We start from the raw sequence: 23,866 nt of genomic DNA, 5'->3' as shown, positions 1-23,866 counted from the left end.
AATATGGTTTAAGGAAATAATTCAATCCAGTTATTATTCTTTGCTGTAAATACTTTATCTTTTTTAATTAACTCTTTTCTAGATTCTGATGATAATATAATTATATCCCCATTCTGTTCATCAATAATTGTTCTATTTTGGAGATAATGGTTTCGACTCTGAAAGAAGCTCATCTTATCTGTTTTTGTAATATTTGGAATCGCTTTACTTTTATCAAAGACAGCTCTATAAACATCATTTTCGATAGAATTAATTGAAAACTCCCAACTGTTAGTTTTGTCTTTTATCTTTATAATCAATCCTGGAAGACCATAAAACTTATAAGGACCAGCACTAATAGGAATGGAGGGCGCAAACCAACATTCCCATTCTCTACCACCAAATTGGAGAAAAGCCTGCTGAACAAAATAGCCTAGTAACGTATCCGTCTTCCTTGTCATATTCCAATCTAACTCCATGCGCTCCATGTAATGCTGATATCCATCCGATCTTAATCCACCATACTTATAGGTATCGAATACGTCAATTACGTTATCTAATCTATTTATTACATAATGAACTTTAGGCCTTGGTATTGTTGCATATTTTTTTTCATTGCGGACATTGTAATTAGGATTATGTTTTTGCCCTTCGTAATTCATGGAGTCAATCATACCTATTCCCACAGACTGAAATATAGATATAGAATCATTATACAACAACTCCATTAACTCGATTTTTGAATCTGTATTATTAAGACTATCTAATTGATAGCTCATTTTATAGATTATCTTAATAAAATTCTGAACTCCTTTTTTTTGACCAAAAGAATTCATTTTAATAGAAATACATAAGGCAATAACAAAGAATATTCTAAACATAAGAAATTAATATATAAATGGAATTTTTAAACCAAACAATAATCTATCCGATTATTGTTTGGTCATTATTTTGTAATAACAAATTACGACTTAGGACATCTGTCGTCTTCTGTCGATACTATCGTACCTCCACAATTACCATATAAATCGGTACACGTACCTGTTGCTCCTGTAACTGAGCAACATACAGTTCTGTCTCCTAAGCCTTCACAAGGATGCGGATTTGTTTCTCCAGAAGTTTCTCCTGTGGTACTGCTCCAGCCTCCAAATAAGTTTTTCAATTGTTCACGAGATAATTGATCTACCTCTGTTAAGTTTAAGTTTTTAATGAAATCTTTTTCATGATCTCTAAGTTTAAAATTGTTTAAATTTGTAATCTGCTCACTCTGATTACTTGGTTAATTACAAGAGAGAGGTTGAGCTCTCTTTGCCTGATGACATTTCGAACTGGCTCGGGCATATTTTTACTAATTAGAAAAAATTTTTTAATTCAGAGATACGATAGCTATCTGGTAATTCTTGTCCATTTACATAAATAGTAGGTGTTGCACGAATCTTCATTACATCACACCAGTTACGCATAGCGATAATTTTATCCTTTTGTTCTTTTAACTCTCCATTCATTGGATACTTTTCTGAAAAAACTTGATAATCTTTTTTATCTGCCAGATACCAATCATCAAGCGCTTTTGTAGTCATTTTCAGATCTCCTTTGGATTGAATTGCTAATAAATGAGTTACTGGAGCTGTCTTGATGTCCTCTTCCTCACCTGAGGCCGTGAAAATAAACAAACTTTTACGTCTTTATTATTCTTAACAATATGTTCTAACTCTGGATGTGCTTTTGCACAGGGTCCACAATAGGGATTACATACTTTAATAATTTCATTTTTCGCATCAGGATTTCCCACAATAACCCCTAACCCATCTGCTGAAACACTAACAACATTGGTTTTGGATAATAGTGCTTCGAAAATATTGGGATTGTAGCGTAGCTTTTTCCAACGTTTCGAATAGCTTTTACTTTCTCTGGCCTGTTTCAGCATCGGTATAGCATAGTAGGTCACGAACAAAAACAAAAAACCAATTTCGACAACATGCAATACTGACTTCCAGTCGAATAAGACTATATTACTTTTATTTAAAAAATAAGTAGAAGCTATGCTATTGATTAAGATAACAGCCAAAACAGAAAGACATAGCGGACACCATTGTTTGATGACTTTGGATTGATAATATATAGAGAATGGAAGATATATTAATGCTCCAATAGAAACTATAGACCATAGATATGCATAGGCAATCTGTTCAGAAAAAAGTAATATCGATAATAAGAAGCTTGCAAAATAGGCAAATCCCCAAACGGCCCAACTAATCCCCAGAAATGCCGCACCTGCAGAAGATAACACAGCATCACAGTTCATTTTTCGTCCTTGACCTCCACATACTTCTTTGATAAACGAATTGTGTGCATCGACTTCATGCCAAACGAGTAATAAAGAGATTAATAAACCGACTGTCGAAGTCATTAAAAAGAATGGTGAAATCCAATGTAAAGATGCATAAGAGAAAAACATCAATCCCAAAGTGGTTAAGACTACTCCTATAAAAGCGTAGACTGGAATTCGAGAAATAATAGCTTGGGTCTGTTCTTTTGCTGTATTTTGCATGTAGTCAAGCTCATCTTTCTTATGCTCCGCATCCAAAAGCAAAATAATTTGTTTATCCATTTTCTCAAAACCAGACAAAGGAACTGTTATAATTTTATTACCGGATCAAGATAACTTATCTCACCTCCTTCATTTGCTGTAACAACTGTAAAAGCAGACTGACCCCAGTCTTCTTCTTGAATAGAACAAATGAAAGGTGTTTCAAAATCTTCATATGTATAGCTTCCTTTACGGACTGCAGCAGACTCTATACCGTATTCAAATAAAACATCTTTGACAGAAAGCATGGATGGACTCTCCACATGACTATCGATAGATTCTTGTAGATGGGCCGAAGTATGCTTAATAGAATGAAGTGTCAAAAAATAATTAATGACATTTTCAATATAAGACACTCTTTTGTTAAAAAAATGCTTTATCATATTAAAAGACTAATGAGGTTTCAGTTTATAATTTTCTCAATGATATGCAAAAAAAATAAATAAAGAGAAATTTTTTAATATATTTTTTTCTTCCTATTATTGGACATAAATACTAACCAAAATCTTAATTATGAATCAACCAATAAACTTTGATACAGCAAGTTTTAAAGAATTTGAGAATATTACGCAATATGATATGATGGATACAGCTAGTTATTTCAACGAGTATATTCACTATATGGAGAAAAATAATAAAATAAACTTTAGGTTTCAAACCAAAGGTTGTGGACCTATAGTAAATGTATCGGCTCCATTTCTAAAAAAATCTATTGACTGTGTCGGATTAGTTTCTAATGACTACCTTAATTTCACACAGCATCCAAAAGTTAAGCAAGCTGCAATTGATGGAATAAATAAATACGGTACTGGCGCAGGTGCATCACCACTTATTGGCGGGCATCACGAATACCACATTGAACTTGAAAAAAAATTATGCAAATTTTTCAATAGACCAGAAGGTTCGAGTATAGTTTTTACAACAGGTATACCGCCAACAGTTCAACCTTACTTTCTTTACTGAAGCAAGAGGATTGGCTATTGTGGACATGGAGGTACACGCAAGTGTCTATGAAGGACTCCTCAATACGAACGTCAAAAAATTCCCACATAATAGCATTGTTCATTTAGAACGTGAGCTAGTTGAAGCGAAAGATAAGTATAGAACTAAGCTAGTCATTATTGATGGTGTGTATTCTCAAAATGGAGACCTGGCTCATATGGATGAAATCTATGCATTGACAAAACAATATGGCGCATACCTGATGGTTAATTGTGGTTCTCTAGGTTTACCATGATACAAGGTTGATATTGGTTTACCATTATTATCATCTCTTGTGATCCATTCAATTTCGTTAATGTAGGTTTTGATCTCACGAGTAAGCTGCGATTTAGCTGCTGTTAATTCACGTTTTGTCATTTCAGTTTTTAGATTTATCAAGTTTTCCATTTTTCCTAATTTGAATTTGCACCGTTAAATAAAGGATTGCAATTTGTCAAGGGCGGTTCAGGGAACCGTTTATATACCCTTTAAAAATTACAAGCAATACTTTATAGGTTTGCATACTTCAAATAAAAAATGGGAAACAGCTTTAAATAGCCGAAACAAACTACTAATTAGCTTGGTATATTTTTTTAAGAATATTTGTAGGGAATAAAAACTACTCTTTTATTTTACGAGAATATTAAGTGAGCATGCGATCATATTTCAATGACCTAGATCATCAAACAATTCTTCTAAAACCTTCAAATCCTCCAGAAAATGTTTCGATAATTGTTCATTGACGGGCACTAAACTGGAAAGTGATCATTTAAAAAAATGGAATTCATTCAAATTACCATCAACAAAATAGATAAAATTAATTGATCAAATCTTTAGAGTACAAAATATCTTCGTAGTCATCTACGAAGGTCAACATATTTAAACTCCCCTGTACCAAAAGCTCGACAGTTTGTCGAGCTTTTTTTGTTTTATACCTTTTATACTCTCCTCTCTTGCATTAATAGTCATAAATAAACACACCTTCTAACGGCTACAAAACATTGTCCTTAAGGCCAGAGTATTGCTTTCTATTTGTCCTCTATCCCGGACGGGCATCTTTCTTGTGTCTTGGCAAAAGAAAGCAAAACCGCGTCGCTGAAAAATTTCACAACTATGGATTCCCATTCCTACAATTTCGTGAAATTTTGTAAGGCGACATTTTCGGTATTGGAAGATATTTCCACCAATCACTATTTTTCTTGTACCATCTTACACAACGACCTAGGACGGTACAGCGTTAAAAAGCTATAAGAAATCCTGTAAAGAACGGATCGACGAAATGCACCGAAGCCAAATGGCTCCGAGACGTTTAAGGATTTTGAAATAGATTTAGCTAAGTGCCGTCCAAGTCTTGATTTTTTGAATACTTTTTTATCAAGAAAAACCCTCAAAGAGGTTTCTTAAATGCCATAGAAAATCAAATAGTTGATGAAAAACTATTATGCCTCACCGGCATAGAGGTGAATCTCTCGCGGCTAGAGCGAAAACTACAAAATACTATCCTCTATGCCCGACAGGCATCTTTCTTTTGTCTTGGCAAAAGAAAGCAAACTGTGTCGCTGAAAAATTTCACAACTATGGTTTCCCATTCCTACAATTTCGTGAAATTTTGTAAGGCGACATTTTAGGTATAGGAAGGCTTGTTCCACAATTCCAATGTTTATTCGCACTGCCTGAAAATCGACCTAGCATTCTGGCTGCGTGATTCTTTTGAATCAAATCCGTTAAAAACAAAATTCTGTTTGAGCGTAGCTAGTTTAATTTTGTTTAGGATTTGAAAGAAAGAATAGCATAAAAGAATGCAGTCTTGACTTTTTTGCTTCGTTTTTGTGTCAAGACAAAAATGAAGAGCCATTCGCGGCTCGAGCAAAAACCACAAAACATCGTCCTTTATAATTTCACGATACCCCCCGTTTTCACACTTTCGTCACAGGCTAAGGCAATTTTCAAACTATTCAACGCATCATCCATGGATTTGGAGAGATCCCAATCCTGAGCGATAGCATTATAGAAAAAGCGTTGTTCGCGATTACAAAGTTCTTGATGATCCGGTTCATCTGCGACATTAATCCATTCATCCTCCTGGTTAAATTTATTTTGCGCGTCAATGGAAGCATGATGAACACGAATAGATTCCGTCTTGGTATGAGCTTCGACAGAGTCAGATTTACCATCTTTAGAAGCTTCATTCGCCACGATAGATACAGAACCTTTAGGACCGATCACATCTTTAACAAAAAAAGCTGTTTGGCTCATCATCGGCCCCCAGCCTGCTTCGTACCAACCGACAGAACCATCATCAAAACGAATTTGCAACTGTCCATAATTATAATTGTCTGAAGGGATATCATCGGTCAATCGCGCCCCGATAGCGGATACAGAAATCGGAGTAGCATCAGTCATCTGACACATCACATCTATATAATGTACACCACAGTCTACAATAGGACTTAAACTTTTCATTAAGTTACGATGAACATCCCACATGTATCCTTGACTTTGTTGATTTAAATTCATTCTAAAAACCAAAGGTGTACCCAGCGTTCTACCTTTCTCTATAAACTTCATCCAAGATGGATGATGTCTCAAAATATATCCAACAACGAGTTTTTTGTTGGCTTTATGTGCGGCTTCAATAACTCGTTGCGCCCCTAGAACAGTGTCGGCAACCGGCTTTTCTATAAAAACATGCGCTCCCGCTTCAAATGCTTGGATGGCATAAGATTCATGGGTTTCCGGATAAGTCGAAATACAGACAGCGTCTGGTTGTGCCTCATTAAGCGCAGTTTCATATTCATCAAACAAAGGATAGTTAGATCCCAATTCCTCCTGTAGCTTGCTCTTGCTGTCTCCGCGAGATACTAAACCAACGATTTCAAATTCTTCAAATTCATGGTAAGCTTTGGCATGGGATGCTCCCATATTTCCACAACCGACAACTAATATTTTAATCTTATTCATCCGCTAAAAGTTTATTGTTTTTGGCAAGTAGATTTCTTATTCATCACAGCAAAATGGAGACAAAATACGTAGATGTGCATATGAAATTCCACATTCACGGTACATTTTCTATCCCATTGGCTACGTGCATATAAAGATGCAATTTTATCTAGTTTTAAAGAAAAATAAGGACACTACTTTGCAATAAAATGAATATTCTTCAAAAATATTACATATTTTCACGCATCATTATCACATAAATATGGAAGAAACTCAAATTATCGAACCACTTATTACAAACAATACTGTAGTCGTCGGTCTATTGATGGCAATATTAGGTTTGGTGTTCTATACATCCAATATTAACAACCGATATGTAAAGGGTTTTTATGATGTCATACCACCCCTACTATTGTGTTACTTTTTGCCAGGACTTCTCAACTCTTTCAATATTATTGATGGCGCTAATTCTCCACTGACCACTATAGGAAGTCGTTATTTCTTGCCCGCCTGTCTGATTTTGTTTATCCTGAATCTCGATATTAAAGAGATGTGGGCCTTGCGCAAACGCGCTGGATTAATGTTTATCACCGGTACGATAGGAATTGTGTTAGGAGGTCCATTGGCAGTTCTTTTGACCTCTTATGTCGCTCCTGAAGTAGTCGGAGGTACCGGACCTGATGCAGTTTGGCGTGGTCTGGGATCACTTGCGGGATCATGGATTGGCGGAAGTGCCAATCAAGTAGCCCTCAAAGAAATTTTGCAACCCTCTCCTAGTCTATTTTCCTCTATCATCGCAGTTGATGTTTTCGTAGCTTATAGCTGGATGGCTCTTCTTCTTTATGGCGCAGGAAAAAGCAAAATGATGGACAGGTTTTTCAAAGCTGACGCCAGAGATGTAGACGAATTGATGGTGAAATTAGAGAAGAAAGCGAAAGAAAATGCCAAAATCCCTGAAACAAAACATATTATACTAATGCTTTCTATCGCTTTTGCGGGTACAGGTTTGGCAACGTTTCTCGCTGAACCTACAGCATCGTTTATTAACACCCATCATCCAGAATTGGAGACATTTTCATTAACCAACTCTTTCTTCTGGATCATTCTATTTGCTACGATAATTAGCGTATGCTTATCATTCACGCCAGCACGCAAACTTGAAAATGTGGGTGCATCCAAAATGGGCACAGCACTGCTTTATATGCTCATTGTGACAATAGGTATGCAAATGGATATACTTGCTATTTTGCAGAACGCAGGATTATTTATCGTAGGGATTATTTGGATATCATTCCATGCCTTGCTTCTATTTATAGTGGCGAAACTTTTCAAAATTCCATTCTTCTATTTTGCTGTGGGTAGTATGTCGAATGTGGGCGGTGTTGCTTCGGCTTCAGTCATGTCGGCAGCTTTTCATCCTTCATTGATTTCTGTAGGTGTGATTTTATCCGTCTTCAGTTATGCCATTGGTACCTATGCCGGCTGGCTTACTGCCGTGCTGATGCAATTGGCGTCGTCAATATAAGCGAATCTTAAAGAATAATCATTTACAACAAGCGTTTGAAATCCAATATTTTCAAACGCTTGTTTTTTTAATTACAATTCTCGTCCGACAGTTTAGTTAGTTAATATAAATTACTATTTTAGGCTATAGAAAGTAATTATATGGATAAAAATATCTTCTATGAAGGCCAAGTCCTGTGGTCTCAAATAGATGCAAATAGACACTTAAGACACTCAGCCTATGCGGATTTCTGCGCTCAGGCACGAAGCAATATGCTCAACACGTTGGGCCTATCACTTGATCAGTTTGCCCAACATAAAATTGGACCTATATTATTTCGAGAAGAATTGATTTACAAGCGAGAAATAATGCTGGATGAATATATCCAAGTTAGCACGGCGCTGAGCAAGTTAAATACATTAAATGGACGATTTTCCTTTCGCCATGAAGTGCTCAAATCATCGGGTGAAGTAGCCGCTATCGTGAATGTCGATGGGGCTTGGCTGGATCTCACGACCCGCAAGCTCACCAATCTTCCTGAGTCATGGAAGCCAATTATTCAAAATATTCCTAAAACTTCAGATTTTATTGAAATCAATGAATAAAATATACGCCAGCATAGTCTGCTTAGCAGCTCTATGTATTTCATCTCCCAGCAAAGCGCAATTGATTCGTGCAAAAGAAATATTTTCTCAAGCGGATTCTTTGCGAGGTCAGTTAACACCTCTTCGCACATGTTATGATGTGCAGTACTATCATCTAGATATTCAGGTGGATCTGGACAACAAATACATTGAAGGATCCAATGTCTTTAAATTTAAGGCGGTTGAAGATTTCGACAAACTGCAATTTGATTTATTTGATAATCTCTCCGTTGATAAAATCGAATATAAGGGTAAAACTTTACCCTTTGAGCGTCGACACCATGCAGTATTCGTTACTTTCCCGGTTTCAATAAAAAAAGGTTCTATCGATTCTTTCAAGGTTTATTATTCTGGCAATCCTGTACAAGCTACGCGCGCACCTTGGGATGGTGGTTTTGATTGGAAGAAAGATAGCAACGGGAAGCACTTTGTGGCTACAGCAGTGCAAGGTTTGGGTGCTAGCGCATGGTGGCCCAACAAAGATCATCAATCGGATGAACCAGACAGCATGTTAATATCGGTGGCTGTGCCCAAAGATCTAATGAATGTATCAAACGGTCGCCTTATCAAAGTGGATTCCTTGGATAATGGCTATAACAAATACCACTGGCGCGTCGTCAACCCAATTAATAATTACAATGTGGCACTTAATATCGGCGACTATGTACGTTACAGCGAGAAAATAAAATCGGAAGATGGACCACTTTATGTAGATTATTATTTGCTTCGCGAGAATGCCACTGACGAAAAAATTGCACACTTGAAGAAGAATGCGGCGCAAACTATTGAGGCATTGGAATATTGGTTCGGTCCTTACCCATTTTTTGAAGACAGCTATAAGCTTGTCGAAACACCTCATTTGGGGATGGAGCACCAATCCGCCATTGCCTATGTAAATAAATACCAGAATGGCTATTTAGGTCATGATAGTTCGAATACGGGCTGGGGTAAAAAATGGGATTTCATAGTCGTACACGAAAGTGGCCACGAGTGGTTTGGAAATAATATTACGGCCAAAGATTTAGCGGACATGTGGATTCACGAAAGCTTTACCAACTACTCCGAAGCCTTATTTATTGAATATTTTTATGGCAAAGAAGCGGGACAGGCGTACATTCACGGCAATCGCAAGGGAATTAAAAATGATATCCCTATGCAAGGCCCCTATCATGTCAACAAAGAAGGTTCTGGAGATATGTATGTCAAAGGAGGGGTATTTTGGAATATGGTAAGGACCATGATCGGCGATGATTTAAAGTGGCGATATATCTTAAGAAGCCTCAACCGGGATTTCCGCCATCAGCAAGTGGATTATAACGACATTTTAAAATATATTTCAAAACATGCTGCTCTGGATTTGAAAAAAGTATTTGAACAATATATTCAACACACCAGCATTCCAACATTACAAGTGAAATTTGATCAGGATGGACATGCCTATGCGCGCTGGAAAACAGAAGTATCGGATTTCAATATGCCAGTTCATTTGGGGTTAGGTAAAGCAAATCATCGTTTTGATTTAGATAAAGAATTTAAATTAATTGATATTCAAGACCTTAAAAAAGACAATCTTACTATAGATACATTCAATTATTATATTAAAGTTGAAATACAATAACCGTTAGGGATTGACGTTTTGGTAAGTAAGGAATAAGCTCTTAAATGGGTAAATGTTAAATAATAATTTATTATTCATTTTATCCAATAGCTATTATCAATATCAGTTTTTTTTAGTTAATTTTGTTCAAATTTTTAACAAGAAGCAGTACATTTTAAATGGGTTTATTCAATTGGTTTACGCAAGAAGTTGCGATTGACTTGGGGACAGCAAACACCCTAATTATACATAATGACAAAGTAGTAGTGGATGAACCTTCAATAGTTGCATTTGATCGCACCACCAACAAAGTAATCGCTATTGGTAGGCAAGCGATGCAAATGGAAGGTAAAACACACGACAATATACGCACTGTAAGACCATTGCGAGATGGTGTAATTGCGGATTTCACAGCTGCTGAGGCACTTATCCGCGGTATGGTGAAGCTAGTTAATAACGGTAAATCATGGTTCTTCCCTTCACTCCGTATGGTGGTATGTATCCCATCGGGTATCACAGAAGTGGAAAAACGTGCCGTACGTGACTCTGCAGAAATCGCTGGTGCCAAAGAAGTATACCTTATTCACGAGCCTATGGCAGCCGCAGTAGGTATTGGTATCGATGTAGAAGAACCTGTAGGTAATATGATTATCGATATCGGTGGTGGTACTACTGAGATTGCGGTTATCGCATTATCAGGTATAGTATGTGACCAATCCATTCGTGTAGCTGGTGACAACTTTGATTCGGATATAGTTCAATATATTCGTCGTCAACATAATATTATGATTGGTGACCGTACTGCTGAGAAAATTAAAATCGAAGTAGGCGCTGCCCTTCCTGAATTGTCAGATCCACCAGCAGACTTTGCTGTACAGGGTCGTGATTTAATGACGGGTATTCCAAAGCAAATTACCGTTTCATATACGGAGATAGCGCACTGTCTTGACAAATCTATTTCCAAAATCGAAGAAGCAATCTTAAAAGCGTTGGAGATTACTCCTCCTGAGTTGTCGGCAGATATTTACCAAACAGGTATTTATTTGACTGGTGGTGGTGCTTTGTTAAGAGGTCTTGACAAACGTATTCAAGCGAAAACAAAACTACCCGTTCACGTTGCGGAGGATCCACTGCGTGCGGTAGTTCGCGGTACAGGTATCGCATTAAAGAATATTGGAAGATTTAAATTTTTAATGCAATAATCTCTTCAATATAAAATATTTAGACGCGATATAGAAAAGTAATACTTCTTCTATATCGCGTATTTTTTAACAAGAAACTTACTAATAATCAACGCCCTTACATGAAAAACCTGTGGCTTTTCTTGGTCCGATATAATTCCGTTTTTTGGTTTATACTATTTTTCGTGTTTTCCCTAGTTTTGGTAATTAATAACAACCAATACCAACGTTCTTCCTTTGTCAACTCATCCAACATTGTCGTAGGCTCTTTTTATACCAAAGTTAATTCGTGGAAGGAATATATGCATTTGACTGAAGTCAATAAAGACTTATTGGACGAAAATGCGCTTCTCCGCTATCAGCTACAACAAGTGACGGGCAATGACACGAGCAAATTAACTGCTCTAAGTGATTCTATCGAAAATCCGAGTAATTATGATTTTATAGTTGCTTCTGTGGTCAATAACAGTGTCCACCTTAAGAAAAATTATATCACAGTCAACAAAGGATCTTTGGATGGCATAGAAAAAGACATGGGTGTGATCACTTCTAATGGTGTGGTGGGTACAGTAATGCATGTTTCAAATCATTTCAGCACGGTGAAATCACTTCTTCACCCTGATACAAAAATATCCGTATCCATAGACTCTACGGCTTCTGCCTTTGGTTCTTTGGTATGGGGCGAAAATACAGAACCTCGATTTGCCATGGTTCGTGATATCCCTAATCACGTAAAATTATATGTTGGCCAACCGATTTATACTTCGGGCTATTCTACTAAATTCCCAAAAGGAATAAAAGTAGGCTATATTGTGCAGACAGACATTGTAACTGGTGGTTCTTTTAAAGATGTTCGTATTCTGCTCACTACAAAATTCGAAAAATTGACCCACGTCTATATCGTGAAGGATAAATTAGCACAAGAAAAAATAGAACTGGAATCTTTAAACGACAATAATGGCTAAAATTATTATTTTCAATATAATCCGTTATGTAATTTTAATTATTGTTCAAGTAGCATTATTGAAGAATATCGGCTATTACAATATGGCTGTGGCTTTTCCCTATGTGCTGATTATTTTATTGCTTCCCATTGGAATATCTAATTTTGTACTCTTTGTTTTAGCCTTATTGACGGGATTAAGTATTGATGCTTTTTACGATAGCATCGGCATTCATGCAGCAGCGTGTGTGGCGTTGGCTTTTTTTCGTATATTCTTCCATAATATCACGATAGAATTGGATGATCAAGCTTCATTCATTACTCCTTCATGGGGTATTATGGGATTTAAATGGTTTAGCACTTACATTCTTTTTGGTGTCATCATCCACCATTTGATTTTGTTTTTGATAGAAGCCTTTACATTCTCTAATTTTATACAAACGTTAATGAGCATCATATTAAGTTCCTTATTTACCATCTTAATAATATTGGTGATTAGCTTGTTAACGTATCAGAAAAAGTCTCGTATAATTAATTAATAAAAATGAATCATGAATAGTTATTTTGAACGAAAATATGTCATTCAGGGAATCATTCTTATTATAGCCCTCACTATAGTTGCTCGCCTATTTTATCTGCAAGTAATCGATGATTCATACTTATTATCAGCCAACAACAATGTATTACGTAAAGTAATTGAATATCCTGCCCGAGGTGTAATTTTGGACCGTAATGGCAAAATATTGGTTCAGAATGAACCCGTATATGATCTAATGGTTATTCCGCGTGAGACACGTAATATTGACACCGCATTATTGTGTAGATTAATTGGTATCGATAAAGAGGGTTTTGACAAACGCATTAAAAAGGCAAGAGAACACTCCCCTTACCGCGCTTCTATCTTTGAGAAATTAATTCCCAAAGAAACGTTTGCTGTATTGCAGGAGCATATGGATAAATTCAATGGTTTTTATACTGTTGACCGTAATATCCGTACCTATCCAGACAGCATTGCGGCTCAATTTTTAGGTTATATTCAAGAAGTAAATGATAAGGATATTGAGCGCTCCAATGGGTTCTATCGTTCTGGTGACTATATAGGTGCTTCGGGAGTCGAGCGTTCGTACGAAGAATTACTTCGCGGCACCCGTGGCGTTAAAAATCAAATGGTAGATGCTTTGAATCGACCTCAGGGGTCTTTTATGGATGGAAAATACGATACTTTGGCCATTGCGGGTGAAGGTTTGATTTCATCATTGGACAAAGAGTTGCAGATCCTTGCCGAAAAATTAATGAAAAATAAGTTGGGATCCGTTGTAGCGATTGAACCTTCGACGGGTGAAATCTTAACGTATGTAAGTAGTCCGAGTTATAATCCGAACCTTATGGTAGGTCGTGAGCGCGGGAACAACTACATGGAGATGTTGTATGACCCCTACAAACCGATGTTTAATCGTCCGATACAAGCTTCCTACCCTCCAGGATCCGTATTTAAGGTCGTAGCAGCACTTACTGCTCAGCAGGCTGGCATCATCAATCCGCAGACGATATTCCATTGTCCAGGAGGCTATCGCTACGGTCGAAATGCCATAATGCGCTGTACTCACGTAGATGGCCCTACTGATTTGGTTAAATCTATTCAAAAGTCTTGTAACACATATTATGGATATGTATACGCCCAAATGTTGGATAGCCGAGGTATGCCGACACACAAAGCGTACGATTTATGGCGTGATGGTTTATTAAAATTTGGGTTAGGTAATCCTTTGGGCATTGATTTACCCGGCGAAAAAGGCGGCAACGTATTCCCTTCCGAATATTATACCAAGCACTTTGGAAGTGATAAATGGACTTCCAGTTATAATATATCCCAATCTATTGGTCAAGGACAATTGGGTATCACCCCATTGCAGATGGCTAATATCATGGCTATCGTAGCAAACAGAGGGTATTATTATCGCCCACACCTAATTAAAGGGATTGGTGAAAAGAAAATTGTAAAGAAAGAATTTACCGAAAAAATCTGGGCAGGTGTGGATGCAAAACACTATGAACCTGTAATTGAAGGTATGAGTCGTGCTGTATCGAGCGGTACTGCTACAGCTTCAAGAATTCCAGGAATAGAAATGTGTGGGAAAACAGGAACCGTGCAAAACCCTCATGGTGAAAACCACGCTGTGTTCTTTGCTTTTGCCCCTCGTGATAATCCAAAAATCGCTATTGCAGTGTTTGTTGAGAATGCTGGATATGGCGGTACATGGGCGGCGCCAATTGCGAGTATGCTTATTGAGAAGTACATTCGTGATACTGTGAGCCTTCCAAAATATGTACAAGATCGTATCTTGAATGCGAGTATTTTGCCAAAAGTAAAAACTACAGAAAAGAAACCTGAAGTTCGCGAGAAAAAAGACAGCACTGACAAAAGTAAAGCAGCAAATAACAAAGCACAAACTGCTTTTTATCAAGACAATAAGAAACGAGAATTATTAGTACATCATAGCCAAGTTCGATAAATCTATGCACAACGATAAGAAAGGATTTTTGGGAAGAATAGACTGGCTAACCATATGTCTATGGCTTATCTTATGTCTTATTGGCTGGTTCAACATCCATGCGGCAGTATACGATCCGGAGAATCCGGGGCTCTTTAGCATGGCGACAAACTATGGTAAACAGTCGATTTATATTTTCACGGCAATAATCATTGGATTCAGTATCCTGATTATTGATCAGCGATTCTTTATTTCGGCCTCTCCTTTTATCTATGTTGTGGTCGTTCTGTTATTGGTGGCCGTTCTGATAGTAGGTAGAAATGTAGGTGGTAATCAAGCCTGGATACCTCTCGGAAGTTTCCGTCTACAGCCATCAGAATTTGGTAAGCTGGCTACATGTTTACTTCTCGCTTATTTTCTAAATACACAGACCAATAAAAACCCATCCCTCAAAGGCTTGGCAATTGGTGCTTGCATTGTACTCTTTCCCGTGTTTTTGGTGATGTTGCAACCCGATACTGGATCTGCTTTAGCATTCTTTTCCTTGATTTTTGTCTTTTATAGAGAAGGCTATGTAGGCACAAAACTTCTTATTTTAGGCGGATTTGCCATCCTACTTTTTGTTTTAGCATTATTGGTAAATCAATGGATATTGATCGGTATCATCGCAGCTGTTTGTTTGGTTTTTATTTTTCTTTTGGGTAAGAAGCGCAAATACCTAATTGATATGGGTGTTATTTTTGCTGTTGCCAGCGTCTATGTTTTGAGTGTGGATTTTGCCTACGATAACATCTTGCAATCCCACCAACGCAATCGTATCGATGTCATATTGGGTAAAATGGACGATCCTAAAGGCGAGGGGTATAATCTTAATCAATCCAAGATCGCTATAGGCTCAGGTAAATTGCTGGGTAAAGGATATCTCCAGGGTACACAAACAAAATACAACTTCGTGCCTGAACAAAGCACTGACTTCATCTTTTGTACCGTGGGGGAAGAATGGGGATTTGTCGGCAGTATTTTCTTGATTGGAATTTATGTGTTTTTGCTTTTCCGTATTATACATATAGCGGAAAGGCAACGTACAACTTTCGCACGTGTGTATGCCTATGGAGTAGCCTCCATCCTATTTTTCCACTTCTTTATCAATATTGGTATGACGATAGGAATCGTGCCTGTAATCGGTATACCGCTGCCGTTTATCAGTTATGGTGGTTCTTCGTTATGGAGTTTTACAATTCTACTCTTTATCTTGCTGAAATTTGATTCAGCACGCAAAGGTTTGTCGCCGAATTAGTAAACTAGAGGGTTCGTAGATACGTAATTTGTGCACCCTCGATCTTTTCCATCTTCTGAACAAAGGCATTGACTTGCATTTTTCGCATTTCAACGGTCATAGTACATGCATTGTCAAATTGCTGCTCGAAAACGGTAAGATTTTCATCCTTGATTACACGCATCACATCGTTCATCGCCAGATATTCAAAATCTATCTGATATACATCGTTGACCGTTTTCTGCACAATAGTCGCTGCTTCGAGAGCTTCCTGTGTCGCGGTCTTATAGGCGTTGATTAATCCCGGTACCCCCAGTAAGGTGCCTCCAAAATAACGCACCACCACAACCAATATATTCGTAACATCCTTGGATAAAAGTGCATTCAGAATAGGTCTTCCTGCAGTGCCCGATGGCTCCCCATCATCATTCACCCGAAATACCGATCGATCGGGAGACAACCTGTAAGCCCAACAGTGGTGACGCGCTTTGGGGTGAAGAGATTTGAGTTCGGCAATGATTTCTTTTAACTTATTTTCATCCTTGAATGGATAGGCATAAGCTATAAATTTGCTTCCCTTGTCGCGAAAGATTCCTTCCGCCGTGTCGTTGATCGTATAATAAGTATCTTCAAATAAACTCACAGGTATGCTATTAAAAATATGGACAGGACAGCCAATGCCAATCCAATCTTGTTGGTAACACTTAATTTTTCACTAAATAGAAATACGCCGACCAAACTTCCGAGCACAATCACACCGACATTCATTGCTGTAAATACGATGGATGGATTGTCAGAAATGGCGCGATGCGCCTTCATATAATAAAATATATTCGCAAAGTTAAACAAACCCAAAAACAATCCCCACACTATTGCTGACTTGTCAAAAGATTTCTTCTTAATTTGCGTCTCATAAATTAACAATAGGAAAGCAAATAACATGGCGCCCACAAAAACAATAAACATGGAAGTAATGTACGGGATTTGCGTATACTGAGCTATTTGCTTAAAGAGTATGTCGATAATTCCCATTCCGAAAAATACAATTATCGGATAGATAGAATTTTTACGCATTCGGTTACTCGACTGATTACCCCAACTTACCGAACAGGCCACAGCCACGAGTCCCACAATAATCCCTACAATCTTATTAACCTGGATTACTTCATTAAAAAGCAGGAAAGAAGCTATTAAAGGAATAAACAAGGACATACGCTGCGCTACATCCGTTTTGACGATGCCACTATATTTGACAGCTAATGCAATGAATATAAAAAGTGAAGGCAGTAAAATTGTCAGTGGAACATAGAATTGATAAGGAAGGGATTTCCAAGTTAAGTTGTTCCAAGACGGCTCCAGCAAGATATAGGTCAACAACACCGTGGTAGGATAATTCCAAAGCACAAGTTGCTGTACATTCACCATGTTTTGTCTGGCAATTTTTATAATCATCCCTACTATTACACTACAACAAACACTAATCAGGATATATATCATAAGACCCAAAGCTATTAGGTTACAAGTATATTAAATATATCTGAATTATTCATCCCACCTAAAATCGATGAATATAAGCCCATATTTTATCATTTTTTTTCTATTAAAGTTGCGTAGAATATTAAATAAAAATCGGTAAAAATACAGCATAAAAATAACATAAAAACCAATAAAAATAGTGCAATATTATTAATAAAAATTTGTACAATAAAATACAATTAACTTATTTACAATATTTTAAACACAACTAATCAATAAATATAATCGAATTTTAAGCATAAAAAAAAATTATAAATATTCATCATAATTTCACTAAAAAAACAGCAAATAAAATGAAGGAAAAAATATTTTTTTATAAATATTTTGGAATTAAAAAATATTCGTATACCTTTGGAATATCAAAACGACAATATGCAACGCATTAACACATTTTATTATTTTAACTTCTATTACTTTAGCAATAAAGTCAGGGGATAGTACTGTGTTAATATCATAAAATATAAATACGAAAGTCCCGGTTTGATACTGGGACTTTTTTTTGTTAAAAAATAAAAACATGAGCATAAAAATTGCAATTCAAGGTGTAAAAGCCTCTTTCCACGAAGAAGCAGCATATAAATATTTCGGCCAAGACATCGAAACTATTGAATGTGGATCCTTCAAACAAACTTGCGAAATGCTTAAGCACGGAAAAGCGGATTATGTAGTGATGGCTATTGAGAATTCTATCGCTGGAAGTATTTTACCCAACTACAATCTGTTGCGTGACTATAGATTTCACATCATAGGAGAAGTACATTTGAATATTCAGCAAAATTTACTCGCTCTTCCTGGAGTCAAACTCAGCGATATTCAATTTGTCGAATCCCACCCTATTGCTATCCGACAATGTGATGAGTTCTTAGGCGAGCATCCCGAGTGGACGATCAAAGAAGGAATGGATACTGCAGGATGCGCAAAAAAAATAAGTGAAGATAAATTAACACACACAGCAGCTATCGCCAGTGAATATGCAGCCAAGATTTATGGATTGAATATCCTAGAGAAAAGAATTGAGACACACAAAAAGAACGCAACACGTTTTCTGATATTAGCAAATGAAGTTGTAGAGCAAAAAGCAGCCAATAAAGCTTCACTCTCCTTTCAAACTGGTAATGCCGTAGGTTCATTAGCGTCTGTTTTACAATGCTTTGCGGAGCAAAATGTAAATCTCAGCAAAATCCAATCCATGCCCGTTGTAGGACGTCGTAATGAGTACGATTTCTATGTAGATGTAGAATGGAAAAAGCAGTCCGATTTTGACGCTGCTATCCGTAAAGTATTGAAGCATACGGTTAATTTCAGCATCATGGGCGAGTATATCAAAAACGAAAAAGTATAAAATAGTACGAGTAACTAATCAAATTGTAAATAAAAAAATTGAAATAAAATGAAACATTCTTTAGACATCCTCCCTTTAAGCGCATGGATAGATACCAACGGCAAGCCTCTTATTATTGCAGGACCATGTAGCGCGGAGACCGAAGATCAATTGGTATCTACAGCTCACCTATTGGCAAATACAGGTAAAGTTAATGTATTACGTGCGGGTATATGGAAACCACGTACACGACCAGGAGAATTCGAAGGTATCGGAAGCATAGGTCTTGAATGGCTAAAACGTGCTAAAGAAGAAACTGGATTGTTGACTGCGACGGAAGTGGCTACTGCCAAACACGTTGAAGAAGCGTTGGCTGCTGGAGTAGATGTACTTTGGGTAGGTGCACGTTCGACAGCAAATCCTTTCACCGTACAAGAGATTGCTGATGCATTGCAAGCAGCAGGTGCTGATGTCCCTGTATTGGTAAAAAATCCTGTTAACCCTGATTTATCCTTGTGGATTGGTGCATTAGAGCGTATTAATCGTGCCGGCATCAAAAAAATAGCCGCGATCCACCGTGGTTTTTCATCTTTCGAAAAAACAGCATTCCGTAACGAGCCGATGTGGGATTTGGCGATCCAATTAAAAACGATTGCTCCAGAATTACCGATTATCAATGACCCAAGCCACATCTGTGGTAACCGCGAATTGATTCCGTATGTAACTCAAAAAGCAATAGATATGGATATGCAAGGTTTGATTATCGAATCACACATAGATCCTTCTGTAGCATGGACTGATGCTAAGCAACAAGTGACTCCAGCTGCTTTGGCGGATTTGATTGACAGCCTAAATGTGCGTAAACCAGAATCCAACAACCCGGCATTTGAAGATAAATTAGCAGAATTACGTCAGCAAATTGACAAATTGGATGACCAGATCTTAAAAACTATCGGCGACCGTATGAAAATAGCGGAGCAGATCGGTGAATACAAACGTGATAACAACGTAACTATTTTGCAAGTTTCACGCTGGGATGAAATCGTTCAAAAACGTGTTCAATTGGCTAAAGCATTAAATCTTGGCGAAGATTTCACGGTGAAATACTTAGAGCTATTGCACAATGAATCTATTCGCAAGCAAAATGAGATTATGAACGTTAAAACAACGGCGGAGGCATAAATGAGACAAACAAGCATCAAGCTATCTCATTCAACAAAAAAAATAGGCGGCACGGTACAGTTAACTGGCTCTAAGTCAGAGAGCAACCGTGCTCTTATTATACAAGCGCTGAGCAAAGGTAACGTAACGATTGAAAATATATCGGAAGCAGATGACACTATCCTTTTGACGCGTGCGCTACAGGATGAGGCGGCATCCCACGAGGGTACTAAAACAATCGATATTGGCCCCGCAGGAACTGCAATGCGCTTTATGACTTCCTACCTCAATCTGATTCCAGGAGAATTCATATTGACAGGAACAGCGCGTATGAAACAACGTCCGATTGGTATTCTCGTTGATGCCTTACGCACCATTGGAGCAGACATCAATTATGTTGACAAAGCGGGTTACCCTCCTTTGCATATCAAAGGAGGATTATCACAGACTCAAGAACGTGTAAGCATCAAAGGTGACGTAAGTAGTCAATATATTTCATCTTTACTATTGGTTGCTGCTCATTTGGAGAAAGGACTCACTATCGAGATTGATGGCGAATTAACATCTCGCCCATATGTGACAATGACGCTGAATATGTTGGCTGAAGCAGGAATAAATCACAATTGGGAAGGAAATAACATTCAAATCCTACCACAAAAGGCACAACAATCCACCATCTATGTAGAACCAGATTGGAGTGCTGCATCTTATTGGTATGCGATGGTTGCGCTGGCAGAAGAAGCCGAAATCAGACTACCAGGACTAAAGAAAAGCAGCCTGCAAGGCGACATAGCTATTGCATCCATTATGGAGCATTTTGGTGTTAAAACGACTTTTGAGGAAAAAGGCATCTTGCTAGAGAAGACATCAGCCCTTTCAGACAAAACATTTTTTGATTTCAAAGAATGTCCTGATTTGGCGCAGACAGTCGTTGTTGTCGCAGCAGCATTGAAAAGAAATGTCTCTTTCACAGGTCTTGAAACCTTAAAAATCAAAGAAACCAATCGTATTGCGGCTTTGCAGCAAGAAATAGGCAAATTTGGTGCAACCTTGACTGAAGACAATGAGGTCTATCATTTGAATACAGACAATGTAAAAGAGCCTGAAGCAATTACAATTGCCACCTACGAAGATCACCGTATGGCAATGGCTTTTGCACCTATGGCTTTGGTTTTTGAAAAAGTGCATATCGAAGAACCCCATGTTGTAGAAAAATCCTACCCGATGTATTGGGAACATTTAACTGCACAGGGTTTTGATATCGAGCAATAAAATTACTCTGAACGTCATTCCGAGTCGAACGAGGAATCTCTCTTTAGATTTCTCATTTCGTCGAGATGACGTTTATACAATTATTAGTTAGCAAATAGTATATTTACGCCCCTAACACATCATCATGGCAGGAAACTCATTCGGCGAATTATTCAGAATAACTACTTTTGGGGAGTCCCACGGCAAGGCTATTGGCGTTATTGTGGATGGTTGCCCCTCAAATATTGAGATTGACGAAGCTTTTATCCAATCTGAATTGGACAAACGCAGACCTGGTCAATCCAAAATTACAACGCAGCGTAAAGAAAGCGATACCGCACAGATCTTATCAGGTGTATTCGAAGGAAAAACCACGGGTACTCCTATTTCCATTGTCATTCCTAATGAAGATCAACGTTCTAAAGACTATTCTCATATCGCAGATAAATACCGACCATCTCATGCTGACTATACTTATCAGATGAAGTATGGCATCCGGGATTATCGCGGTGGCGGTCGTTCTTCTGCACGCGAGACAGCGGCACGGGTAGCTGCGGGCGCTATAGCCAAACTATTCTTAAAAAAGCAAGGTATTGAGATATTTGCCCATGTATCCGGCGCTGGACAAATCGAAACACCCAATGTGGATTCTTCAGACTTACAAGCTTTATTGCAAATCCGCGAAGATAACATCGTGCGTTGCGCTGACCCTGCAACTGCCAACGAGATGATTGATTTTATAGATCAAATCCGTAAAAATGGCGACACAGTAGGCGGACGTATCTCGACTATTATTCGTGGTGTACCTGCAGGTCTAGGCGAACCAGTTTTTGACCGACTACATGCCGAATTGGGAAAAGCCATGTTGAGTATCAACGCTGTACATGGTTTTGAATATGGGTCGGGTTTTGATGGATCCCGTCTCAAAGGTTCCGAGCATAATGATATTTTCACGCAAGAGAATGGCAAAATAGTTACAAGAACTAACTTCTCTGGTGGTATACAAGGCGGTATATCCAACGGAATGGATATCACTTTTAGAGTTGCTTTCAAGCCCGTAGCCACGATAATGCGTGATCAATCCACGCTTAATCAAGAAGGTGAAGAGACAACTATTTCCGGCAAAGGCAGACATGACCCTTGTGTAGTCCCACGCGCCGTAATTATTGTAGAAGCGATGGCTGCACTTGTAATAGCGGATCAGCTACTTAAGCAAAAGGCATATAGCAATATTTAAAATAACTTCCGTATTTTTACGGAAGTTATTTACCTATTAAGCCAATTATCCTTATGAGATTTCTCTACCTGGTTTCCCTATCTCTATTTATCATTTTTCAAGCGTCAGCGCAAGACCAATATGCAACAACACAGGACGGCAAGAAAGTAATTCTACGCAGTAATGGTACTTGGCAATATGTAAACGCAAATAGTAAAACCACTAATACAACGAACTCCGTAAAAACGTTAAAAAGCAATACAACCTACAATAATTCTAATGCGCGAACATATATTCGCGGACCTCGCGGCGGTTGTTATTATATTAACCGCAATGGCGGAAAAACGTATGTAGATAGAAGTTTATGTAACTAACAATTAACCTATTGTCAACTTTTATCTTTAAAATTTAAATATAAAAGTTATCTTTACCTATTCAATTATTATTCTAAATTTCTACATGTTATCAAACTCTTCATATGTATTGGCATGTGATATTGGCGGTACACACATTACATCTGCTATTGTCCATACCCAACGTTGGGAAATTGTTCCCTCTACTTTGACACGAATTCATGTTAACTCGTTGGCAGATGCTAAATCGATTTTTCAAACTTGGGCACAAGCTATTAACTCTTGCATCTCAACATTTGATGGACAGATCAGTCAAATCGGAATTGCTATGCCAGGACCTTTTGAGTATGAGAAGGGTATCTCCTATATGAAAAACCAAAATAAGTACGACGCCTTATACGAGTTACAAATCACTTCTCCTCTGAAAAACGAACTCCTCTATCCTACTGTAGATATTCGCTATATTAACGATGCAGCAGCTTTTTTACAAGGTGAAGTTTTCGGTAGAGAATTAAGCAACGCTGACTGTATATTAGGCATTACGCTAGGAACAGGATTGGGCAGCGCCGTTTGGAATAAAGGTGAGAAAGCATTTGATGCTGACCTGTGGAAAGATCATTACCGAGAGAGTATATTTGAAGAATACTTGGTTACGCGTTGGTTTACCAAACGATTTTATGAACTTTCTGAAATGCAAGAATCTGGACTAAAGGATATTATTGAGAAACACCTACATACCGATGCCTGTCAACAACTTTTAGCCGAATACAGTGAGCAACTTTATGATTTTATCCATCATTTTAGTCAAAAACATCCTTGTAATCATTTTATAATCGGTGGAAATATTGCTAAAGCCTGGGATTTAATTAATAAAAAACAAGATTTTTCAGCATTTACTATA

Annotated in this window: 24 protein-coding genes; 16 read left to right on the top strand and 8 right to left on the bottom strand. The window is 37.7% G+C overall.

Annotated features, from left to right (window positions below; genetic code table 11):
* Positions 1 to 8 precede the first annotated feature (8 nt).
* From EDC17_RS13125 to EDC17_RS13105, 5 genes are all read right to left on the bottom strand, one after another.
* Positions 9 to 860, bottom strand: a complete 852-nt coding sequence (locus EDC17_RS13125) for a GLPGLI family protein (protein WP_132778518.1) — start codon at positions 858 to 860, stop codon at positions 9 to 11.
* 83 nt (positions 861 to 943) lie between these two features.
* Positions 944 to 1,141: a hypothetical protein gene (locus EDC17_RS13120; RefSeq protein ID WP_132778517.1), complete on the bottom strand. Its 198-nt coding sequence runs from the start codon at positions 1,139 to 1,141 to the stop codon at positions 944 to 946.
* Positions 1,142 to 1,331: 190 nt separating this feature from the next.
* On the bottom strand, positions 1,332 to 1,559 hold the full coding sequence (locus EDC17_RS13115) for a DsbA family protein (protein WP_132778516.1): 228 nt from the start codon (positions 1,557 to 1,559) through the stop codon (positions 1,332 to 1,334).
* Positions 1,560 to 1,597: 38 nt separating this feature from the next.
* Positions 1,598 to 2,590: a vitamin K epoxide reductase family protein gene (locus EDC17_RS13110; RefSeq protein WP_132778515.1), complete on the bottom strand. Its 993-nt coding sequence runs from the start codon at positions 2,588 to 2,590 to the stop codon at positions 1,598 to 1,600.
* Between the two features lie 26 nt (positions 2,591 to 2,616).
* Positions 2,617 to 2,952: a hypothetical protein gene (locus EDC17_RS13105; RefSeq protein WP_132778514.1), complete on the bottom strand. Its 336-nt coding sequence runs from the start codon at positions 2,950 to 2,952 to the stop codon at positions 2,617 to 2,619.
* A gap of 130 nt (positions 2,953 to 3,082) precedes the next feature.
* On the opposite strand from EDC17_RS13105, the gene EDC17_RS16905 reads away from it, so the two are divergent.
* A complete protein-coding gene (locus tag EDC17_RS16905; RefSeq protein WP_165894423.1) occupies positions 3,083 to 3,532 on the top strand; it encodes an aminotransferase class I/II-fold pyridoxal phosphate-dependent enzyme in 450 nt (149 codons plus the stop codon).
* A gap of 25 nt (positions 3,533 to 3,557) precedes the next feature.
* The gene (locus EDC17_RS16900) at positions 3,558 to 3,806 is read left to right on the top strand and encodes an aminotransferase class I/II-fold pyridoxal phosphate-dependent enzyme (protein WP_165894422.1); all 249 of its coding nucleotides are present in this window, start codon (positions 3,558 to 3,560) and stop codon (positions 3,804 to 3,806) included.
* A gap of 1,634 nt (positions 3,807 to 5,440) precedes the next feature.
* Here EDC17_RS16900 and EDC17_RS13095 read toward each other — a convergent pair.
* Positions 5,441 to 6,511 (bottom strand): Gfo/Idh/MocA family protein, encoded by a 1,071-nt coding sequence (locus EDC17_RS13095; RefSeq protein ID WP_132778513.1) that lies wholly within the window; start codon positions 6,509 to 6,511, stop codon positions 5,441 to 5,443.
* 241 nt (positions 6,512 to 6,752) lie between these two features.
* On the opposite strand from EDC17_RS13095, the gene EDC17_RS13090 reads away from it, so the two are divergent.
* From EDC17_RS13090 to rodA, 8 genes are all read left to right on the top strand, one after another.
* On the top strand, positions 6,753 to 8,015 hold the full coding sequence (locus tag EDC17_RS13090; protein WP_132778512.1) for a DUF819 family protein: 1,263 nt from the start codon (positions 6,753 to 6,755) through the stop codon (positions 8,013 to 8,015).
* Between the two features lie 140 nt (positions 8,016 to 8,155).
* Positions 8,156 to 8,599, top strand: a complete 444-nt coding sequence (locus EDC17_RS13085) for an acyl-CoA thioesterase (protein WP_132778511.1) — start codon at positions 8,156 to 8,158, stop codon at positions 8,597 to 8,599.
* Complete coding sequence (locus tag EDC17_RS13080) at positions 8,592 to 10,256, top strand: M1 family metallopeptidase (protein WP_132778510.1); 1,665 nt, start codon at positions 8,592 to 8,594, stop codon at positions 10,254 to 10,256. The genes EDC17_RS13085 and EDC17_RS13080 overlap by 8 nt, the downstream gene beginning before the upstream one ends.
* A 158-nt stretch (positions 10,257 to 10,414) precedes the next feature.
* The gene (locus EDC17_RS13075) at positions 10,415 to 11,437 is read left to right on the top strand and encodes a rod shape-determining protein (RefSeq protein ID WP_132778509.1); all 1,023 of its coding nucleotides are present in this window, start codon (positions 10,415 to 10,417) and stop codon (positions 11,435 to 11,437) included.
* 101 nt (positions 11,438 to 11,538) lie between these two features.
* The gene (gene mreC, locus EDC17_RS13070) at positions 11,539 to 12,381 is read left to right on the top strand and encodes a rod shape-determining protein MreC (protein ID WP_132778508.1); all 843 of its coding nucleotides are present in this window, start codon (positions 11,539 to 11,541) and stop codon (positions 12,379 to 12,381) included.
* Positions 12,374 to 12,898 carry a rod shape-determining protein MreD gene (locus tag EDC17_RS13065; protein ID WP_132778507.1) on the top strand — a complete coding sequence of 175 codons (525 nt, stop codon included), beginning with the start codon at positions 12,374 to 12,376 and terminating at the stop codon, positions 12,896 to 12,898. The genes mreC and EDC17_RS13065 overlap by 8 nt, the downstream gene beginning before the upstream one ends.
* Positions 12,899 to 12,910: 12 nt before the next feature.
* Positions 12,911 to 14,872 carry a penicillin-binding protein 2 gene (gene mrdA, locus EDC17_RS13060; protein ID WP_132778506.1) on the top strand — a complete coding sequence of 654 codons (1,962 nt, stop codon included), beginning with the start codon at positions 12,911 to 12,913 and terminating at the stop codon, positions 14,870 to 14,872.
* 4 nt (positions 14,873 to 14,876) lie between these two features.
* Entirely contained in the window at positions 14,877 to 16,148 is a 1,272-nt protein-coding gene (gene rodA / locus EDC17_RS13055) for a rod shape-determining protein RodA (RefSeq protein ID WP_132778505.1), read from the top strand.
* Positions 16,149 to 16,152: 4 nt separating this feature from the next.
* Here the strand turns inward: rodA and EDC17_RS13050 are convergent, their stop codons facing one another.
* Positions 16,153 to 16,770 carry an IMPACT family protein gene (locus EDC17_RS13050; RefSeq protein ID WP_132778504.1) on the bottom strand — a complete coding sequence of 206 codons (618 nt, stop codon included), beginning with the start codon at positions 16,768 to 16,770 and terminating at the stop codon, positions 16,153 to 16,155.
* Positions 16,767 to 17,579 (bottom strand): DMT family transporter, encoded by an 813-nt coding sequence (locus EDC17_RS13045; protein ID WP_243646151.1) that lies wholly within the window; start codon positions 17,577 to 17,579, stop codon positions 16,767 to 16,769. Before EDC17_RS13045 ends, EDC17_RS13050 begins: the two co-directional genes overlap by 4 nt.
* 601 nt (positions 17,580 to 18,180) lie before the next feature.
* Here EDC17_RS13045 and EDC17_RS13040 point away from each other — a divergent pair.
* The 6 genes from EDC17_RS13040 to EDC17_RS13015 all read left to right on the top strand — a co-directional run.
* Entirely contained in the window at positions 18,181 to 19,005 is an 825-nt protein-coding gene (locus EDC17_RS13040) for a prephenate dehydratase (RefSeq protein ID WP_132778502.1), read from the top strand.
* A gap of 48 nt (positions 19,006 to 19,053) precedes the next feature.
* Positions 19,054 to 20,166 carry a chorismate mutase gene (locus EDC17_RS13035; RefSeq protein WP_132778501.1) on the top strand — a complete coding sequence of 371 codons (1,113 nt, stop codon included), beginning with the start codon at positions 19,054 to 19,056 and terminating at the stop codon, positions 20,164 to 20,166.
* The gene (gene aroA / locus EDC17_RS13030; RefSeq protein WP_132778500.1) at positions 20,167 to 21,417 is read left to right on the top strand and encodes a 3-phosphoshikimate 1-carboxyvinyltransferase; all 1,251 of its coding nucleotides are present in this window, start codon (positions 20,167 to 20,169) and stop codon (positions 21,415 to 21,417) included.
* A gap of 124 nt (positions 21,418 to 21,541) precedes the next feature.
* On the top strand, positions 21,542 to 22,633 hold the full coding sequence (aroC, locus tag EDC17_RS13025) for a chorismate synthase (RefSeq protein ID WP_132778499.1): 1,092 nt from the start codon (positions 21,542 to 21,544) through the stop codon (positions 22,631 to 22,633).
* Between the two features lie 53 nt (positions 22,634 to 22,686).
* Entirely contained in the window at positions 22,687 to 22,986 is a 300-nt protein-coding gene (locus EDC17_RS13020; protein ID WP_132778498.1) for a hypothetical protein, read from the top strand.
* 85 nt (positions 22,987 to 23,071) lie between these two features.
* A partial coding sequence (locus EDC17_RS13015) for an ROK family protein (protein ID WP_132778497.1) occupies positions 23,072 to 23,866 on the top strand: 795 nt, incomplete at its 3' end.

This window comes from Sphingobacterium alimentarium, from assembly GCF_004342685.1.
GTDB classification, from domain to species: domain Bacteria; phylum Bacteroidota; class Bacteroidia; order Sphingobacteriales; family Sphingobacteriaceae; genus Sphingobacterium; species Sphingobacterium alimentarium.
This window is presented reverse-complemented; position numbering and strand designations above follow the sequence as displayed.

What these genes read in the sequence shown, in the direction of transcription:
- EDC17_RS13085 (WP_132778511.1), top strand. Translation starts at nt 8,156, where the DNA reads ATGGATAAAAATATCTTCTATGAAGGCCAAGTCCTGTGGTCTCAAATA.
- EDC17_RS13075 (WP_132778509.1), top strand. Translation starts at nt 10,415, where the DNA reads ATGGGTTTATTCAATTGGTTTACGCAAGAAGTTGCGATTGACTTGGGG.
- EDC17_RS13080 (WP_132778510.1), top strand. Translation starts at nt 8,592, where the DNA reads ATGAATAAAATATACGCCAGCATAGTCTGCTTAGCAGCTCTATGTATT.
- EDC17_RS16905 (WP_165894423.1), top strand. Translation starts at nt 3,083, where the DNA reads ATGAATCAACCAATAAACTTTGATACAGCAAGTTTTAAAGAATTTGAG.
- EDC17_RS13095 (WP_132778513.1), bottom strand. Translation starts at nt 6,511, where the DNA reads ATGAATAAGATTAAAATATTAGTTGTCGGTTGTGGAAATATGGGAGCA.
- mrdA (WP_132778506.1), top strand. Translation starts at nt 12,911, where the DNA reads ATGAATAGTTATTTTGAACGAAAATATGTCATTCAGGGAATCATTCTT.
- EDC17_RS13125 (WP_132778518.1), bottom strand. Translation starts at nt 860, where the DNA reads ATGTTTAGAATATTCTTTGTTATTGCCTTATGTATTTCTATTAAAATG.
- EDC17_RS16900 (WP_165894422.1), top strand. Translation starts at nt 3,558, where the DNA reads ATGGAGGTACACGCAAGTGTCTATGAAGGACTCCTCAATACGAACGTC.
- mreC (WP_132778508.1), top strand. Translation starts at nt 11,539, where the DNA reads ATGAAAAACCTGTGGCTTTTCTTGGTCCGATATAATTCCGTTTTTTGG.
- EDC17_RS13115 (WP_132778516.1), bottom strand. Translation starts at nt 1,559, where the DNA reads ATGACTACAAAAGCGCTTGATGATTGGTATCTGGCAGATAAAAAAGAT.
- EDC17_RS13045 (WP_243646151.1), bottom strand. Translation starts at nt 17,579, where the DNA reads ATGATTATAAAAATTGCCAGACAAAACATGGTGAATGTACAGCAACTT.
- EDC17_RS13035 (WP_132778501.1), top strand. Translation starts at nt 19,054, where the DNA reads ATGAAACATTCTTTAGACATCCTCCCTTTAAGCGCATGGATAGATACC.
- EDC17_RS13065 (WP_132778507.1), top strand. Translation starts at nt 12,374, where the DNA reads ATGGCTAAAATTATTATTTTCAATATAATCCGTTATGTAATTTTAATT.
- EDC17_RS13110 (WP_132778515.1), bottom strand. Translation starts at nt 2,590, where the DNA reads ATGGATAAACAAATTATTTTGCTTTTGGATGCGGAGCATAAGAAAGAT.
- EDC17_RS13090 (WP_132778512.1), top strand. Translation starts at nt 6,753, where the DNA reads ATGGAAGAAACTCAAATTATCGAACCACTTATTACAAACAATACTGTA.
- aroC (WP_132778499.1), top strand. Translation starts at nt 21,542, where the DNA reads ATGGCAGGAAACTCATTCGGCGAATTATTCAGAATAACTACTTTTGGG.
- EDC17_RS13020 (WP_132778498.1), top strand. Translation starts at nt 22,687, where the DNA reads ATGAGATTTCTCTACCTGGTTTCCCTATCTCTATTTATCATTTTTCAA.
- rodA (WP_132778505.1), top strand. Translation starts at nt 14,877, where the DNA reads ATGCACAACGATAAGAAAGGATTTTTGGGAAGAATAGACTGGCTAACC.
- aroA (WP_132778500.1), top strand. Translation starts at nt 20,167, where the DNA reads ATGAGACAAACAAGCATCAAGCTATCTCATTCAACAAAAAAAATAGGC.
- EDC17_RS13105 (WP_132778514.1), bottom strand. Translation starts at nt 2,952, where the DNA reads ATGATAAAGCATTTTTTTAACAAAAGAGTGTCTTATATTGAAAATGTC.
- EDC17_RS13040 (WP_132778502.1), top strand. Translation starts at nt 18,181, where the DNA reads ATGAGCATAAAAATTGCAATTCAAGGTGTAAAAGCCTCTTTCCACGAA.